Below are 17,253 nucleotides of genomic sequence, written 5' to 3'. Positions count from 1 at the left end.
TAGTATGGCGCAGATTAAGGCACATGAGTTCGATGGTTTAATCAAACGAACGGGTATACCCTATCGTGCTTTTCTTATTTATGGCCCCGACAATGGTCTTGTTTCGGAGCGCGCACGAGAACTTTCCAAAAAAATTGATGTCGATTTAGCTGATGATTTCGCCACCATAAGGCTCGAGTCATCTGAAATTTCATCAGATCCTGGTCGACTAGCCGATGAGATCGGGTCCATCGGTCTGTTTGGTGGTGATCGACTTATCTGGGTAAAGAACGCCGGCGGCGACAAGAAATTGCCGGCAATTATAAGTGGGGTTCTTGAAGAGATTACCGAGAGTGTAACATTAATCATTGAGGCTGGCGACCTTAAGAAATCCTCACCCTTACGTAAGATGATTGAAAAAGCACCTCCTGCTCTTGCAATTCCTTGTTACGCAGATGATGGTCGTTCATTACAAGCTTTGATTGATCAAGAACTAGGGGCAGCGAACTTACGTATTGAAAATGACGCGCGCCAGTTATTGCTGAGTTTTTTAGGTGGAGATCGCCTAGCGAGCCGTGGTGAGCTGCAAAAACTAACGCTCTATTGCCAAGAACAAAAAAATATTACCGCAGAAGATGTCACTAATGCCATTGGGGACGCTTCTTCGATCTCAGTTGACGAAACAGTTGATGCTATATTAACCGGTAATATCAATGAGTTAGATAAATCTTTTTCAAAAATTATCATCTCCAAAACACCTATCTTTCTGGTTTTACGCTCTTGCCTCGCTCAACTACAGCAGATCGACATCATGCGATCAGAAATTGAAGTAAACAAAAAGCAAGCTGGGCAAGTTATGTCTGAAATGGGACGATATATTCATTTCAAACGTAAACCAGCTTTTGAGAAAGCATTACGAAAATGGACTTGTAGCAAACTGAGTAAGGAAATGGATCGTTTATCTAACACTATTTTGGAAACGCGAAAAAATGCAGCGCTTGAAGAAAGCATCGCCAGACAGGCTTTGATGCGTGTTTGCCTTCTAAGTCGCTAAATTCACATTGAATCTTAGCCGGCAACGCCAAGTAATTTGCAAATATTATCAAGTTGTTCGAGCGATTTGTAGTTAATCTGCAGTTGACCTTTTTCACCTTTATGGTTCAAAGCTACCTTTAACCCCAGAACATCACTAAGGCTTTGTTCAAGAGCAAGAGTATCCGCATCCTTTTGCACGACTTGATTTGATTTTCCCGCTGAAGAGCGTACATCTTCACCATTTATATCAAGCTGCGCTAAACGCTCTGCTTCGCGAACAGATAAACCTTCACTAACAATTCTTTTTGCAAGCTCTAAGGGATTAGACGTAGATACAATTGCGCGGGCATGGCCTGCTGATAATGATCCATCGACAAGCATCTGACGAACTTCATCTGGTAGCTTTAATAGTCGTAAACTATTTGCGACATGACTTCGGCTCTTACCAATTACCTCACCCAAATCATTTTGAGTATATCCGTAATGAGACATAAGCTGCTCATAGCCAAGCGCCTCTTCCAGAGGATTAAGATCTGAACGCTGAACATTTTCAACGATAGCAATTTCTAACGCTGTCTTATTATCTACGTTACGAATAAGCACAGGTACATTAGTAAGACCTGCTTGTTGTGCTGCCCGCCAACGACGTTCGCCTGCAATAATTTCATATCTATCTTCAGATGTTTTACGAACAACAATCGGCTGCACGATGCCATGTTTTCGGATAGAGCGAGCAAGATCAGCTAAGCCCTCCCGATCAAAATATTGACGAGGGTTTTCTGAATTACGAACAATAAACTCAATCGGTAAGTTTTGATCAGGTGCTATCGCAGAAGGTTCAGCTTTTTGCTCAGCAGTATCCATCTCACCAATAAGAGCGGCCAGTCCACGCCCTAAACGTTTCTTTGATTGTTCATCACTCATATAACACCTATTAAATTAGCTTATTCTACTATCAAACGAATTAAGCAGCTTTATGCTCACGCTCTCTTTGAATTACTTCTGAGGCTAACTGCAGATATGCCTGACTACCTGAGCAAGCAAGGTCATACAAAATTGCAGGTTTACCATAAGAAGGCGCTTCAGAAACTCGAACATTTCTAGGGATAAGCGTTTGATATACTTTTTCACCCAAATTTTCTCGCACATCTGCAACAACTTGATGTGCAAGATTGTTTCGTGCATCATACATGGTCATCACAACTCCTTGAATCTCAAGGTCTGGATTAAGAGTATCTCGAACCTGTCCAACAGTTTCCAAAAGCTGACTTAAGCCCTCCAAAGCAAAAAACTCACATTGAAGCGGTACAAGAACAGAGTGAGCTGCGGCCATTGCATTCATGGTAAGTAAATTTAGAGATGGTGGACAGTCAATAAGAATATAACTATATTTCTGAGCAGCCGGACCGTGCAATACTTCTTTCAAACGGTAAGCTCGTTTTGGGTCATTAGAAATTTCCATTTCGAGACCAAGAAGATCCATCGTCGAAGGAATAATACTCAAGTTAGGAACGGCGGTTTTTAGAACAGCTTTAGATAACTCCGCCTCAAAAATTAGAACATCATAAGATGACAATTCCCGATCACGTCGTTCTATTCCAAGTCCGGTACTCGCATTACCTTGCGGATCCAAGTCAACAACCAATACTTTCTCACCAATAGCAGCAAGAGCAGTTGCTAAATTGATTGCTGTCGTCGTCTTGCCGACACCGCCTTTTTGATTAGCAATAGTAATAATACGATTGAGATTTATCTTCTTACTCTTTGGCATAGGTATCAACATATTTACATCGAAGGTTCTTTAGTGACTATTTCTGCCTTAGATGACTGATACTCAAAATAACGGAGTCGTCTTCAATCTGGCTATCATATTTTACCAGATCAAACGTCCAACGACTACGGGCAATATCCAATTCCGCGGCGTAATCCCTACCTTTGTGAAACCATGCACAACATTTTTCATTCTTGGCAAACCAAGGTGCGGACATTTCCAAAAGATCAGACAATGATGCAAGTGCGCGTGCAGATATTGCATCTACGCTTGCTATATCCTTGATTGCATTCGATACTCGAACAGGATGAACACTTGCTCGAGCACCTGTTTTAATAATACAATTTCGCAGAAATGCGGCCTTCTTTTGATTACTTTCAATCAAATGAACCCAACCTTTTTCATTCTCCGCAAGGCAAATACCGGTTACGATCCCAGGAAAACCTGCTCCACTCCCCATATCCAACCAAGTTTTAGGCTGTTGGTTATATCGATAGATTTGTAGACTATCTAATATATGTCTACTCCAGAGATTATCCACGGTGGACGGAGATACTAGATTTATGGTTTTCTGCCATTTTCTTACGAGATCAGCATATAATTGCAATCTTTCCCATGTTTCACGTGAAACATCAAAAACATCGTTACCTGCCTCCAGTTTCTCTCTATTGCTCATTCTGCGCCATCTCAACTCTGATCGAGGCCTGTTCTCGCTTCATATATGTCAGAATAATAGCAATCGCAGCAGGTGTCATTCCATCGATTCGATTCGCATGAGCAATAGATACAGGTTTAAACCTGTTTAACTTAGATTTCAGTTCATTAGATAAGCCTGGTAAAACATCATAATCAAAATTTATGGGTATCAAACGAGACTCCTCACGCTTTTGATTCTTAATATCTGCTTCCTGACGCAATAGATATACTGCATAAGTCGCATCAACCTCAATTGTTTCCAACAGTTTAGTATCGTAAACACCAAGTTCTGGCCAAACGCGCAAAATATCTTCCAAGCAAATTTGAGGATAAGACAAAAGCTGAAATGCAGACCTAACAACGCCGTCCTTATTGAGTTTAATATCAAACTTCTCTGCCTCAGAAGGCGAAAGATGTCTACTTTCAAAATCATTGCGGCACTTCTTTAGAGATTTCTGCCATTGCTCGAATTTTTGCCGGCGTTCATTACTTACACAGCCTAACTCTATTGCAAATGGTGTTAATCGAACATCAGCGTTATCAGCACGAAGTGTTAAACGATACTCCGCCCGAGAAGTAAACATACGGTAGGGTTCAGTAACGCCATGCGTCGTAAGGTCATCAATCATAACTCCGATGTAAGATTCGGTACGACTAAATAAAACAGATTCGCCACCCTGAACCACTCTCGCCGCATTCAAACCTGCAACTAACCCCTGAGCGGCTGCCTCCTCATAACCAGTCGTTCCATTAATCTGTCCTGCTAAAAACAATCCAGACAACTTCTTCAACTCAAGAGTTGATGACAATTCCCGCGGATCGATATAATCGTACTCGATAGCGTATCCGGGTTGCAAAATATTTACATTCTCCAAACCAGGAATAGTTCGAATAAATTGATCCTGTATATCTTCCGGTAAAGAAGTCGAGATACCATTTGGATAAACGGTATCATCATCCAAACCCTCAGGCTCAAGAAAAATTTGGTGTCCATCTCTATCACCAAATTTTACTATCTTATCCTCAATCGATGGACAATAACGAGGACCCACGCCCTCAATCTGTCCCGAATACATGGCGGATTTAGAAATATTATCTTCAATAATACGATGTGTGGCGTTTGTTGTTCGAGTGATACCGCATGGAATTTGCTTTTGCGTTATAGCCCCTGACATAAATGAAAAGGGCACCGGATCGGTATCAGCCTCCTGAGTAGCTAATTTGTCCCAGGCAATTGTTTTTCCGTCCAAACGCGCAGGCGTTCCAGTCTTTAGTCGTCGCAGATCTAAGCCAAGATTTTCCAAACGATCAGATAGGCCCAGAGCTGGAGCCTCCCCCATGCGACCAGCAGGGATTTTCTTATCACCAATATGTATAAGACCGCGAAGGAAGGTTCCTGTCGTTAGAACAACGGCGGAACACATAAACGAACGGCCATCTTTAGTCAGAACACCATCAATTTGACCAGCGTTAACAATCAAGTCATCTACTTCACCTTCTACTACATCCAAATTTTCAATCTCTGAAATATTTTTTTGCATAGATTCACGATAAAGTTTTCGATCCGCTTGAGTTCTGGGACCACGAACCGCAGGACCTTTGCGGCGATTCAACATACGATATTGAATAGCTGCATCATCAGTCACTCGACCCATAAGACCATCCATCGCATCGATTTCACGAACCAAGTGCCCTTTGCCAAGCCCACCTATGGCCGGATTGCATGACATAACACCGATTGTATTAAGCTTGTGAGTAATCAGCGCTGTAGAAGCGCCCATTCGCGCTGAAGCTGATGCCGCTTCGCAACCAGCATGGCCACCGCCTATAACTATTACATCGTACTTCATAATTCACCTTCTTTTCGATATCTTGTTCAGTCAGTATCGAATAAATGTCAAGCAAATTTGGCGTTTCACGTGAAACTCTCTAATATTCCATGTTTCACGTGAGTCATGCTATCGCCCCCGATGTTTCACGTGAGTCGCCAACAAATATGTTTCACGTGAATCATTTACCAACGCAAAATTCGCCGAAGATCACCCCCAGTAAATCTTCAACATCAGTTCTGCCTGTTATTTTGCCCAAAGCATCCTGCGCCAAACGTAGATGTTCCGATCTAATTTCAATCGGTTCATCAATCAGTAGAGTAGCTTCAACTAACTCTAGCTGCGCGATTTTCAACAGATCTATATGTCTTTGTCGTGTCGGAACCACGAAATCATCCGGGACAACCAAAATTTCCAACGCTTGCTCAACCCTATGCAGTAAACCTTCCAAACCATCTTCCGTAGTAGTGGAAATTAACGCGTCAAACTGTTCACCAAAATCTGCATTCACAATATCAGTTTTCGTACCAATTTTTAGTACATTATTTTTTGAAATCAATCTCTCCGGTAAGGCATCACGATCTAGAGATAGATCTACAAGATGTAAAATTAAGTCAGCAGTTTCAAGTGCTTGCTCCGCACGTCGAATGCCTTCTCTCTCCAGCTTATTGTCAGTATCTCTAATACCCGCCGTATCTTTTACAACAACGAGATGTCCCGCTATATCTAAGCGAACTTCCAATATATCTCGCGTAGTTCCTCTCTCCTCAGATACTATAGCCACATCCCTTCCAGCCAAAGCATTTAGAAGTGAGGATTTTCCAGCATTTGGAGCTCCAGCGATAACTACAGAGAAGCCATTACGCGTTATTTCACCCGCGCGAGACTTTTTTAGATGACGGGATATCTCTTTTGCGAGTAGACCAACATCTGACCAAACCTGATCTGAAATAGCCCCAGGAATATCATCTTCGTCCGAAAAATCGAGTTCTGCTTCTATTAATGCCCGAGATCTCAATATCCGTGCTGCCCATCCATCGTATAAATCTTTAAGAACCCCATCTGACTGTTGTATAGCCAGTCTCCGCTGCATTTCGGTTTCGGCAGATATCAAATCGGCCAATCCTTCCGCTTCGGTCAGATCCATTTTTCCATTATCAAATGCGCGTTTTGTAAATTCACCAGCTTCTGCAATACGAAGACCCTGCAAGATCGATAAAGCATTAAGACAGGCACTGACAACTGCACGTCCGCCATGCAAATGAATCTCCGCGCAATCTTCACCGGTAAATGAATTTGGGTTGGGGAAAAAAAGAACCAAAGCCTTATCAATAGCCAGATCGTTCCGATCTCGAATCGTTTTCAACACTGCCATTCGTGGTTTAGGTATCACTGAACAAAGTGTTTCGAGCGCGAATCGAGTCCTGGAACCACTGATACGAACAATAGCAACACCGCTGGGTAATGAGCCAGATGATAAAGCGTAAATAGTATCCTGTTCAGACATAACTCAAAGCCCTAAGTTTCAAGTCGTACGGATATTTAGATTCTAAAACCTAAGTATTCATTGAATCGAAGAAATCGGAATTACTCTTTGTTTGCTTTAATTTATCGATAAGGAATTCAATCGCGTCCGTTGTTCCCATAGGTGACAAAATACGTCGTAATACGAATACCTTCTGTAAATCTTGCTTATCAACAAGAAGATCTTCTTTGCGAGTACCTGATTTCAAGATGTCCATCGACGGATATATACGCTTATCAGCAATCTTACGATCAAGAACAATCTCAGAATTACCAGTACCTTTAAACTCTTCAAAAATCACTTCATCCATACGGCTGCCAGTATCAATCAAGGCAGTCGCAATAATCGTCAAAGAACCACCCTCTTCAATATTACGCGCAGCACCAAAGAAACGTTTCGGGCGTTGCAAAGCATTTGCGTCAACACCGCCTGTTAAAACCTTACCGGATGAGGGCACAACAGTATTATAAGCACGTCCAAGTCTTGTGATAGAATCAAGCAAAATAACAACATCGCGTCCATGTTCGACAAGACGCTTAGCTTTTTCAATAACCATTTCAGCAACTTGTACATGACGTGTTGCAGGTTCATCGAAAGTTGAAGAAACAACTTCACCCTGTACTGATCGTTGCATATCCGTAACTTCTTCAGGGCGTTCATCGATTAAAAGAACGATCAGATAGCATTCTGGATGATTTTCTGTGATACAATGCGCAATATTCTGCAAGAGAACAGTCTTACCAGTTCTGGGCGGCGCAACGATCAAACCACGCTGACCTTTACCCAAAGGTGCGACTAAATCAATAACCCGAGCAGATAAATCTTTCCGCGTTGGATCATTCATCTCCATATTAATTCGCTCATCTGGATAAAGAGGAGTCAAATTATCAAAATGTACTTTGTGTCTAATCTTTTCCGGATCTTCAAAGTTTATTGTATTGACTTTTAGGAGTGCAAAATAACGCTCACCTTCCTTCGGTCCACGTATTGGACCTTCAACAGTATCACCGGTTTTTAAGGAAAACTTTCGAATCTGAGACGGAGATATATATATATCATCAGGACCTGGCAGGTAATTAGCTTGTGCTGAACGCATAAAGCCAAACCCATCCTGAAGAACTTCAACAACACCTTCACCAATAATCGTGACGTCCTGAGCAGCTAGCTGCTTCAGGATGGCAAACATCAATTCCTGTTTGCGCATAACACTCGCGTTTTCGACATCAACACCTTCTGCGAATTCTAATAACTCAGCAGGTTTTTTACTTTTAAGCTCTTGAAGCTTCATTTCTTGCATGGAAAATCCAGATATAACTATTGAGAAGTAAACCCGAAATGACAAAGCCGAAGAAATCGGACGGGCTTGGATATAGCTAGCATAACGATTCTCAAACGGAATCGCAAGGCCCTATAATTTTGCATTAAAATGGCCGTACAATTACCATGATAACAACACTGATCATTAACAATGTTGGGACCTCATTAAGATATCGCCATTGTTTCTCGGATTTTGTATTTTCATCCATTGCAAAACGTTTTTGTGCTTTAGATAAAACACCATGAAATCCAGACAAAACCAAAACCAATATAAACTTAATGATAAACCACGTCTCAAGTGGTACAAAGCCACTAAATATCAACCAAATACCACATCCCCAAGCCACTATCATCGCTGGATTAATGATAATTTTCAAAAGCTTAAGTTCCATCACCTTGAATTGCTCAGAAACATCCGATCCAACTTTCGATGCAGCATGATAAACAAAAAGCCGTGGCAAATAGAGCATACCAGCCATCCATGAGATAACAGCAATCACATGCAAAGCTTTAATCCAGGGATAAGCATAAACACTCTTCCAAGTTATAGCTAATATTGCAAAAAACATGATGTAGATAACACCTGAAACGACCTTTTTTTTCACAGAACTATCCACGCTGATATCCTCTTATCCGTTTCAATAAGCGAGTGACATTTTCCGGATCAGCTTGAGGTGTTATTCCATGGCCAAGATTAAAAATTAGGGGTCCGTCGGATAACTCAGCCATAATCCTATCAACCCCTTTATCAAGGGCTTCTCCACCTGCAACCATTAACATAGGATCGAGATTGCCTTGGACAGCGCCCTGTTTTTGTAATTCTTTTGCAAAAGTAACAGGTACGGTCCAATCGAGACCTATAGCATCAGAACCTACTTGAGAACGATAGTTTTGGAGTAAAATACCAGCGCCCTTTGCAAAGGCAATTATCTTAGCATCCGGGCGGGCAGCTCGAACCTGATCAATAATTCGCTTAACAGGACGAACAGCATATTTCTCAAATTCTTTCTCCCCTAAAACACCTGCCCAAGAATCAAATATTTGTACAGCATCTGCACCGGCATCTATCTGAGCGATTAAATACTGAGCGGACATATCCGCCAAAATATCGAGTAGTTTGTTAAAAGCTTGCTCATGTTCATAAGCAAATAATCTGGCTGGAGCTTGATCAGGTGTTCCGTGACCAGCAATCATATAGGTTGCTACCGTCCACGGAGCACCACAGAAGCCTAGAAGAGTAGTTTCATTAGGGAGCTCTATTCGTAACCGCTTAAGCGTTTCAAGGACCGGCGTAAGATGGTTCAGAAAATTATCTGTTTTCAAAGCATCAATGCCTGCAGGGTTGATAGGATCCATTTTAGGTCCTTCACCCGTTACAAAATGAACATTTCTATTCAAAGCATCCGGAATAACTAATATATCAGAAAACATAATAGCTGCATCAAAACCAAATCTGCGAATTGGTTGCATTGTAACTTCAACAGCTAATTCCGGATTATAACAAAGTGATAAAAAATCTTTCGCTGTTTTTCGAGTGGCACGATATTCCGGTAAGTAACGTCCTGCTTGTCTCATAAGCCATGTGGGTGGTGGAAAAATAGTTTCTCCATCGAGAACACGTAGTAATTTTCTCTTCTCTGACACTTATACACTCCGGGCTAATATATAAATTATATATGTATTTGTATTTTTATTCTTAGAGTCTGTGAATAATGGTGATTAACAATAAACCACAATTCATCCACAAGGTATCCACAATCTTGTCGCATCAAATATCGATCATTTCAAAACCGAAACATCGCAAAAATATATATTTTTCAATATAATATAACTTACAAAAAAAGTTATACCTTATAATCACAGAGTATCTTGAGATTTTAATTAATAGTTATTCGACTTATTCACATTGTGGATAAACTGAGCATTGTTTTAATAACTTATCTAGTGCTGTTTTGTTAACCAAATGTTATCCAATTTCATTAACAGGTCAAAATTATAATTGTGCGTAGATCAGCAAAATGATTGACCAAAGTAACGAACTTAGAAATTGAAATGTAACTTTCAGAGAATCAGTGAGCTTCATGAATTCCAAAATTATTCTTGCTTCAAAAAGTATCCATCGGAAGATGCTAATGGAAAATGCTGGTCTTAACTTTGATACTGCTTCAGCAGATATTGATGAGCGTACGATTGAAACCGCAGTTAAAGATACTGGTGTGATACCAAAAGAACTAGCTCTTATTCTAGCTAATGCGAAAGCCTTAGATGTATCACAAAAAAATACTGATCAATATGTAATTGGTTCTGATCAAACGATGTCAATGCAGGACAAGATGTTTCATAAACCCAAAAATATGGATGATGCAAGGCGCCGTTTATTGGAATTATCAGGTAGTACGCATGAATTAAACAGTGCTGTAGTAATTGTAAAAAATGGTGAAACGATATGGCAACATGTATCAACCGCTGAATTAACAATGCGAAAATTAACACCAGAATTTATAGACCGCCATCTTGCTCAAGCAGGCGATGATGTTCTTACCTCTGTTGGTGCCTATCAATTGGAAAAAGAAGGTGTGCAATTGTTTGACAACATCAAGGGTGATTTTTTTACAATCGTCGGGTTGCCTATGTTACCACTTTTGGAAGAGCTGCGGAACTTGGGAGTGATTGATGGCTGAACAGGTTTTTAAGAGAGCGTTTGTTGTAGGGCATCCGATTTCGCATTCAAAATCTCCGCTAATTCATGATTACTGGCTTAAAAAATATGGGCTAGAAGGTTCTTATGAGGCTGTAGATGTTTCTCCAGATGAATATCCGTCATTTATTCAGATGTTGAAATTAGATGATGCTGAATTTTTAGGTGGAAATGTGACAATTCCTCACAAAGAACAGACCTTTAAATTAGTTGATTATGTTGATGATATTGCCGCTCAGATAGGTGCAGCTAATACGATTTACAAAGAAGGTGGAAAACTTCATGCCACAAATACGGATGTTTATGGCTTTACTGCAAATCTAGACGATTTTGATAAGGGCTGGCGCAAAGGAAAGAAGGCAATTGTTTTAGGTGCCGGTGGTGCTAGTCGCGCTATTTTATTTGCTCTTAAACAGATAGGTTTTGACGAAGTCTTCCTTTTTAATCGAACTATAGAGCGAGCTGAAAATCTAGCACAGGCTTTTGGTAATTATATCACAGTCTTATCCGTGAATGAATTACAATCTGGTCTGCAGGATGCAGATCTTTTTATCAACACAACATCTCTTGGCATGGGCGGAACAAAAGTTCCGAGTTTAGATTTTACAGTTATGGCAGATGATGCTTTGGTCACTGATATTGTTTATACGCCATTGATCACACCATTTCTACAGATGGCAATGGATCAGAATATTAAAATAGCAGATGGATTTGGTATGTTGCTTCATCAGGCAGTTCCTGGATTTGAACATTGGTTTGGTGAGAGACCGCAAGTAACAAAAGAACTTCGAGAGATTATTTTAAGCGCCTAGAAGCTAACCCGTCTATAACTGGAGACAAAATGAAGATAATTGGCCTCACAGGTTCTATTGGAATGGGTAAAACCACAACGACCAAAATGTTTGAACAACATGGCGTTCCTGCAATCGGCTCCGATGATATTGTGCATGCACTTTATGATAATGAAGCCGTAGAACCTATTGAATCATTGTTTCCGGGATCAACAAAAGATGGCAAGGTGAATAGAGCTGCGCTTTCTAAATATGTAATAGGAAATTCTGATGCATTTGCTAAACTTGAAGCTCTGGTTCATCCCCTTGTGAAACTTAAACAAGATGAATTTGTCGAAGTTGCGCGCCAAAAAGGTCATGATCTTGTTCTTTTAGATATTCCGCTCCTATTTGAAATAGGTGCTGAAGAACGTTTCAATGCAATTATAGTGGTAACTTGTGATGCCGATGTTCAACGACAACGCGTTTTATCCCGCAAAAACATGACAACTGAGAAATTCGAAGCGATATTAGCCAAGCAAATACCGGATCATGAAAAACGTCGCCGCGCGGACCATATTGTGGATACGTCTGTGAGTTTAGAAGAAACAGAAGCCCAAGTCATAGCAATTATTAACATTTTGCGACATTCTTAACACTGTAATTAGGAATTATTCCATGCGTGAAATCATCTTCGATACTGAAACAACAGGGCTTAGCAACAAGGAAGATAGAATTATTGAGTTTGGTGGTCTTGAACTTGATAACAAATTTCCAACGGGAAATTCCTTTCATATCTATATCAATGCCGCTGGTAAAAAAGTACATCCTGATGCGCTTGAAGTTCATGGTATTACTGACGAGTTCTTGAATGATAAGCCTCTGTTTAAAGACATCGTTGATGATCTTTTGACGTTTGTAAAAGGTGCAAAACTTGTTGCGCATAATGCTAGTTTTGACATGGGTTTTTTAAATGCTGAACTTGCTCGATTAGATATTCCGCCAATTGGCAATGAGCATGTTATTGATACATTGGCAATTGCTCGTCGTCGTCATCCAATGGGCCCAAATAGTTTGGATGCTTTGTGTCGTCGTTATGGAATAGATAATTCTAGACGTGAGAAGCACGGCGCGTTGCTCGATGCTGAGTTGCTTGCGGAAGTCTATATCGAAATGTCAGGTGGTCGCCAAACAGCTCTAAGTCTTGTGAATAATCAAGATGATGGCGATCAGACGTTTGAAGCAACGGATGGAACAATTGTCCGATTCGGCCAAAGACCTGAACCTTTGCCATCGCGTGTTACTGATGAAGAAAAACAAGCCCATGATTTATTAATTGATGGCCTGGGCGAAAATTCCATCTGGGCAAAATATAAGCAATAAAAAAACCGGTTTACGCTTTTGCATAAACCGGTCTGAAATAATCGAAATGATTAGTTAGCTTTAGGAGCTTCAACTTTTTGCTTTGCTTGTTCTTCAGCCATGCGCTGTTGGAACATTTGTGCAAAATCAATTGGATCGATCATCAATGGTGGGAAACCGCCATTACGTGATGCATCTGCAACGATCTGACGTGCAAATGGGAATAAAAGACGTGGGCACTCAATGAAAAGAACAGGAAGAACATGTTCTTGCGGGAAGTTTTCAATACGGAAAACACCGCCATAAACCAAATCAATGTGGAATAAGGTGTCTTTGCCATCTTTGGCGTCAGCTGTAAGGTTGAGTACAACATCAAAATCTGTTTCTGAAAGCGGATTAGCATTCACATTTACATTAATGTTAATGTCTGGAGCTTTTTCCTTTGGGCCAAGAGATTTAGGCGCGCCCGGGTTTTCAAATGAAAGGTCTTTGACGTACTGAGTTAGGACATTTAGTGATGGCGCAGCAGCAGCTTCACCATTTGCAGCGTTATTTTCAGCTGGTTTATCCGACATTTAATTATCCTTGTTTGGCTTAGTTTTGGAAAAGCATATCAGAGGTAATAGGCTTATTGATGGTTTAATTGAGGTGGAGCTAGCATTTCAGCCCATTTGTGACAACAAAAAAATCTATTTTCGTTTATATTGGTCGCTGACCTGATTTGTCTTTGATGTTTTGTGTTCTTCGTTCTTCCCGCCATCTCCCCACGGTGAATCTGGGTTTGGTTCAGAGGTATATTCATCTTCGTTCAAATCAACATAAGGTTCTTTTGGGTAATTCGGATGTCTATCTGTCGAATGAAAACCTCCCATTCCACCATTCGGGCCACCGCCTAGTCCACCTCCAAAATTAACGACGTTAATTCGTGATTTTATGAAGTTCCACGCTAAATCGCGAAACGGTGGAAAAAACAAAAGAAAGCCGATGGAATCTGTAACAAATCCAGGTGTCAGCAATAATACACCCGCAATCATGATCATGGCACCATGAACAAGCTCTCGACCAGGAAGTCTACCTGCTTTCTGTTCGCTTTGTAGACGTTGTAAAATGCCCAGTCCTTGCTGGCGTAAGAAGAATGTTCCTAATATTGCGGTGACGAAGATCATTGCCAGTGTTGGAAAGACACCAATTTGCCCACCAATGAGAATGAATACAGCAATTTCAGAAATTGGAACTATTAAGAGCAAAATTGGAATAATTGATAAGCGCATTTTATAATTTCTTACTAAATTTGGCCAAGTATTATGGCCTTAATATTGATTTTATTCTTTAGATAATGAATTGAATGTCATTTTTAAAGAGAAAGTCATTTGAATGATAGGCCTAAGCACTCTATATGCCTAGTAGATGATTTTTTAAATAACGGCGATAATTATGGGTTCTTTTGACTTTGTAACATTTTTCTTCTTTGCAGTAGCAATTATTGTATTCATGCAATTGCGCGGTGTTTTAGGAAAACGCACCGGCCATGAGAAGCCTCGTAATGAAAGACCGGAAGCTTTGCACCGTGATGATACAAGAGCAGATCATGATGCTGATTCAAATGTGGTAACTCTTCCACAGCGTGATAATAAACGAGACGATAGTAAGAAATATGCAGCTATCGATGATTATGCCGATATAGGTTCCGACCTGAATAAAGGTCTCCGTGCAATTTTCGATAAAGATCCGCAGTTTACGCCCAAACAATTCGTTGAAGGCGCGCGGATGGCATATGATATGATCGTAACGTCTTTTGCAGATGGCAATCGTAAAGAGTTGAAAAACCTTTTGTCCCGCGATGTTTATGAGAGTTATGCAACGGCGATCAATGAACGCGAATCGCGTGGCGAGGTGGTTAAATTTAACTTTGTTGGTGTTGAAAAAGCTAATATCGTTCAAGCAGAAGTTCAAAATCGCGTCGCGAACGTAACAGTTCGCTTGGTTAGTCAGATTATCTCAGCGACATTTAATAAAGATGGTGAGATTATAGAAGGTGATGAAGAAGATATCGCCGAAGTTATCGATGTGTGGACATTCTCACGCGATCTTAAGTCACGTGATCCAAACTGGCGTCTTGTTGCTTCTGAACCTGACGCGTGAGCTAAAGGTGTAAAGTTAAAACAAATGACTTTTATGTGCCAGCCTTGTAGGTTTGATGATCTTGATGGTTGGCAGGACGATGATCATAAGGCGGCTTTTGCCGCCTTTGTTGTTTCAGCTAATCACCATATAAATCAAAAACCATACCCAACGCGGGCGATTAGTGTATCGCAACAACGCTTTAGCGAGATCTGCAATCAAGCGATACAGTTAAGCGAAGGGCAGGATATTACCACCGCGCAGGCGAAAATATTCTTTGAGGAGAATTTTACACCACATTTCATAGACGATGCCGGGAAATCAGGATTCGTCACCGCATATTATGAGCCAGAGGTGCGGGTATCATTTATAAAGGACAGTGAATTTCAATACCCCATCTATCGGCAACCAGAAGATTTAAAATCGATCAAACACCTCACGATAAAGCCAAACACTGTTCCAAAAAATTTTGATTTCGCGCGGCAGGTCGATGATGGTTATGAGGTTTATTCGGATCGAAAAGCTATAGATTGTGGCTGTTTAGAAAGCAAAGGCCTGGAAATTGCCTATGTCGCTGAGAGATCTGATGTTTATTTTACTCATATTCAAGGTTCCGCAAAGCTTATCGATGATCATGGTCAAACCATGCGTGTTTCTTATGCTGCAAAAACAGGTCATCCCTATACGAGTATTGGCAAAATACTGGTCGAACGAGGGATAATTTGCCAAGAACATATTTCTATGGAAGCTATTCGGAGTTGGATAGCTGAAGGTATGAAGGAAAATCCGTATCGAGTTGATGAAATATTATGGCAAAATCAATCATACATCTTTTTTTCTCAAAATAGTCAGCTTGAGGATAATCTCGGGCCGGTGGGTGCAGCAAAGGTTCAGCTAACACCTCGACGTTCTCTTGCTGTTGACAGGTCAATACATCAATTTGGTTTGCCGATATTCATAAACATGCAAACTGATTTATTGGAGGATGGAGACCGGTTTAGAAGGCTTATGATTGCCCAAGATACAGGTTCTGCCATTCTTGGTGCATCTCGTGGGGACATATTTATGGGCAGCGGTGAAGATGCTGGCCAAATAGCAGGTAAAGTCTGCCACGATGCAGAATTTTACATTTTGCTTCCAAAGAATTAGATCTGGTAACGAAATCTTTTAAGGCAGTATCTAAAATCAGATTATGACCAAACGGCAGAAAAAACTTACAGAAGATGATCGCAAAATTTGGCACAAAGTGACCAAAACTGTGACGCCTTATGGAAAAATGACCGCGCTCGATGAGGATGATCTGCTTGATATTCATCATATTGATGAAAAGGAACGAAAACCCTTTTTAAAGAAACCGGTCCTGCGGTCTGTAGCCGAGAGCTATCAACCGCCAATTTCAAAACCAAAAGTAGCTTCTAAGGGTGTTAAGCATCAATCGTTAAATCCAATTGAACGACCCGTTCATCGCAAAATTTCAAAAGGTCGTGTTTCTATAGATGCTCGTATTGATTTGCATGGCATGACGCAACAATCTGCACATTGGGCACTCTACAATTTTCTAGATGATGCTTATCAGCAAGGTTTACGCCATGTTCTGGTTATTACTGGCAAAGGAAATTCTTCCGGTGGGCAGGGTGTTTTAAAGCGCGCAGTACCTGACTGGTTCACAAAATCAGATTTTAAAATGTTTGTCTCAGGGTTCCGTAATGCTGCTCAGCATCATGGCGGTGAAGGAGCACTTTATGTTAGGTTGCGTAAGAAAACGGAAAAAATCAGATGACCCCATTTGGTGAAGCTATCCGAAAATTGCGTGAAGATCGCAATGTAACACAAAAACAAATGGCCATAGAGCTAGGTGTTTCGGCAGCCTATTTGTCAGCGCTTGAACACGGCCACCGTTCAAAACCAAGTTGGCAATTTGTTCAGCGGACCATCGGGTACTTTAATGTAATTTGGGATGATGCAGAGAACCTGATGGAACTTGCAGGCTTGTCTGATCCTAAAATTACAATCAATACGTCTGGGTTAAATGCCAAGGCGACAGAGGTTGCCAATCTTTTGTCCAAATCTGTTCAGACATTGTCATCAGAGGATCTTGATAAAATTCGTATGATTATTGAGAATGCGAAATAAACCGACATTGATGGGGA

Annotated in this window: 19 protein-coding genes; 9 read left to right on the top strand and 10 right to left on the bottom strand. The window is 40.9% G+C overall.

The genetic code is table 11. The features are described from left to right. The first annotated feature begins 4 nt into the window (after positions 1-4). A complete protein-coding gene (holA, locus tag AB2J24_RS14255) occupies positions 5-1,033 on the top strand; it encodes a DNA polymerase III subunit delta (RefSeq protein WP_367385930.1) in 1,029 nt (342 codons plus the stop codon). A 14-nt stretch (positions 1,034-1,047) separates the two neighbouring features. On the opposite strand, the gene AB2J24_RS14250 is transcribed toward holA, so the two are convergent. From AB2J24_RS14250 to hemE, 8 genes are all read right to left on the bottom strand, one after another. Then, complete coding sequence (locus tag AB2J24_RS14250) at positions 1,048-1,938, bottom strand: ParB/RepB/Spo0J family partition protein (protein WP_162654609.1); 891 nt, start codon at positions 1,936-1,938, stop codon at positions 1,048-1,050. Positions 1,939-1,978: 40 nt separating this feature from the next. After that, positions 1,979-2,797, bottom strand: coding sequence for a ParA family protein (locus tag AB2J24_RS14245; protein ID WP_305792186.1), 819 nt, complete (start codon positions 2,795-2,797; stop codon positions 1,979-1,981). A gap of 25 nt (positions 2,798-2,822) precedes the next feature. Further along, entirely contained in the window at positions 2,823-3,461 is a 639-nt protein-coding gene (rsmG, locus tag AB2J24_RS14240; RefSeq protein ID WP_162654608.1) for a 16S rRNA (guanine(527)-N(7))-methyltransferase RsmG, read from the bottom strand. Beyond that, positions 3,451-5,334, bottom strand: coding sequence for a tRNA uridine-5-carboxymethylaminomethyl(34) synthesis enzyme MnmG (gene mnmG, locus AB2J24_RS14235; RefSeq protein WP_367386009.1), 1,884 nt, complete (start codon positions 5,332-5,334; stop codon positions 3,451-3,453). Before mnmG ends, rsmG begins: the two co-directional genes overlap by 11 nt. Positions 5,335-5,491: 157 nt before the next feature. Next, positions 5,492-6,817 (bottom strand): tRNA uridine-5-carboxymethylaminomethyl(34) synthesis GTPase MnmE, encoded by a 1,326-nt coding sequence (gene mnmE / locus AB2J24_RS14230; protein ID WP_367385929.1) that lies wholly within the window; start codon positions 6,815-6,817, stop codon positions 5,492-5,494. Positions 6,818-6,866: 49 nt separating this feature from the next. Continuing rightward, complete coding sequence (rho, locus tag AB2J24_RS14225; RefSeq protein WP_174244260.1) at positions 6,867-8,132, bottom strand: transcription termination factor Rho; 1,266 nt, start codon at positions 8,130-8,132, stop codon at positions 6,867-6,869. A 124-nt stretch (positions 8,133-8,256) separates the two neighbouring features. Further along, positions 8,257-8,721 (bottom strand): protoporphyrinogen oxidase HemJ, encoded by a 465-nt coding sequence (hemJ, locus tag AB2J24_RS14220; RefSeq protein ID WP_367386008.1) that lies wholly within the window; start codon positions 8,719-8,721, stop codon positions 8,257-8,259. Positions 8,722-8,761: 40 nt separating this feature from the next. Continuing rightward, the gene (gene hemE / locus AB2J24_RS14215) at positions 8,762-9,796 is read right to left on the bottom strand and encodes a uroporphyrinogen decarboxylase (RefSeq protein WP_367385928.1); all 1,035 of its coding nucleotides are present in this window, start codon (positions 9,794-9,796) and stop codon (positions 8,762-8,764) included. Positions 9,797-10,233: 437 nt separating this feature from the next. On the opposite strand from hemE, the gene AB2J24_RS14210 reads away from it, so the two are divergent. From AB2J24_RS14210 to dnaQ, 4 genes are read left to right on the top strand one after another with little or no spacing between them, the layout of a single operon-like run. Further along, complete coding sequence (locus AB2J24_RS14210) at positions 10,234-10,833, top strand: Maf-like protein (protein ID WP_367385927.1); 600 nt, start codon at positions 10,234-10,236, stop codon at positions 10,831-10,833. Next, positions 10,826-11,662, top strand: coding sequence for a shikimate dehydrogenase (locus tag AB2J24_RS14205; RefSeq protein WP_367385926.1), 837 nt, complete (start codon positions 10,826-10,828; stop codon positions 11,660-11,662). The genes AB2J24_RS14210 and AB2J24_RS14205 overlap by 8 nt, the downstream gene beginning before the upstream one ends. Positions 11,663-11,691: 29 nt before the next feature. Continuing rightward, positions 11,692-12,276 (top strand): dephospho-CoA kinase, encoded by a 585-nt coding sequence (coaE, locus tag AB2J24_RS14200; RefSeq protein WP_367385925.1) that lies wholly within the window; start codon positions 11,692-11,694, stop codon positions 12,274-12,276. Between the two features lie 22 nt (positions 12,277-12,298). Beyond that, positions 12,299-13,003, top strand: coding sequence for a DNA polymerase III subunit epsilon (dnaQ, locus tag AB2J24_RS14195; protein ID WP_162654602.1), 705 nt, complete (start codon positions 12,299-12,301; stop codon positions 13,001-13,003). Positions 13,004-13,053: 50 nt separating this feature from the next. On the opposite strand, the gene secB is transcribed toward dnaQ, so the two are convergent. Both secB and AB2J24_RS14185 read right to left on the bottom strand, forming a co-directional pair. Beyond that, a complete protein-coding gene (gene secB / locus AB2J24_RS14190) occupies positions 13,054-13,557 on the bottom strand; it encodes a protein-export chaperone SecB (protein ID WP_162654601.1) in 504 nt (167 codons plus the stop codon). A gap of 114 nt (positions 13,558-13,671) precedes the next feature. Continuing rightward, a complete protein-coding gene (locus AB2J24_RS14185) occupies positions 13,672-14,253 on the bottom strand; it encodes an FxsA family protein (RefSeq protein WP_367385924.1) in 582 nt (193 codons plus the stop codon). Between the two features lie 163 nt (positions 14,254-14,416). On the opposite strand from AB2J24_RS14185, the gene AB2J24_RS14180 reads away from it, so the two are divergent. From AB2J24_RS14180 to AB2J24_RS14165, 4 genes are read left to right on the top strand one after another with little or no spacing between them, the layout of a single operon-like run. Next, the gene (locus AB2J24_RS14180; RefSeq protein WP_162654599.1) at positions 14,417-15,124 is read left to right on the top strand and encodes a Tim44/TimA family putative adaptor protein; all 708 of its coding nucleotides are present in this window, start codon (positions 14,417-14,419) and stop codon (positions 15,122-15,124) included. 24 nt (positions 15,125-15,148) lie between these two features. After that, the gene (locus tag AB2J24_RS14175) at positions 15,149-16,252 is read left to right on the top strand and encodes a murein transglycosylase A (RefSeq protein WP_367385923.1); all 1,104 of its coding nucleotides are present in this window, start codon (positions 15,149-15,151) and stop codon (positions 16,250-16,252) included. A gap of 43 nt (positions 16,253-16,295) precedes the next feature. Further along, on the top strand, positions 16,296-16,883 hold the full coding sequence (locus tag AB2J24_RS14170; protein WP_367385922.1) for a Smr/MutS family protein: 588 nt from the start codon (positions 16,296-16,298) through the stop codon (positions 16,881-16,883). Continuing rightward, positions 16,880-17,236 (top strand): helix-turn-helix domain-containing protein, encoded by a 357-nt coding sequence (locus AB2J24_RS14165; RefSeq protein ID WP_162654597.1) that lies wholly within the window; start codon positions 16,880-16,882, stop codon positions 17,234-17,236. The genes AB2J24_RS14170 and AB2J24_RS14165 overlap by 4 nt, the downstream gene beginning before the upstream one ends. Positions 17,237-17,253 lie beyond the last annotated feature (17 nt).

This window comes from Lentilitoribacter sp. EG35, assembly GCF_040784015.1.
Lineage (GTDB): Bacteria > Pseudomonadota > Alphaproteobacteria > Rhizobiales > Rhizobiaceae > Lentilitoribacter.
The sequence above is the reverse complement of the archived record's forward strand: the minus strand, read 5'-3'. Positions and strand labels throughout refer to the sequence as shown.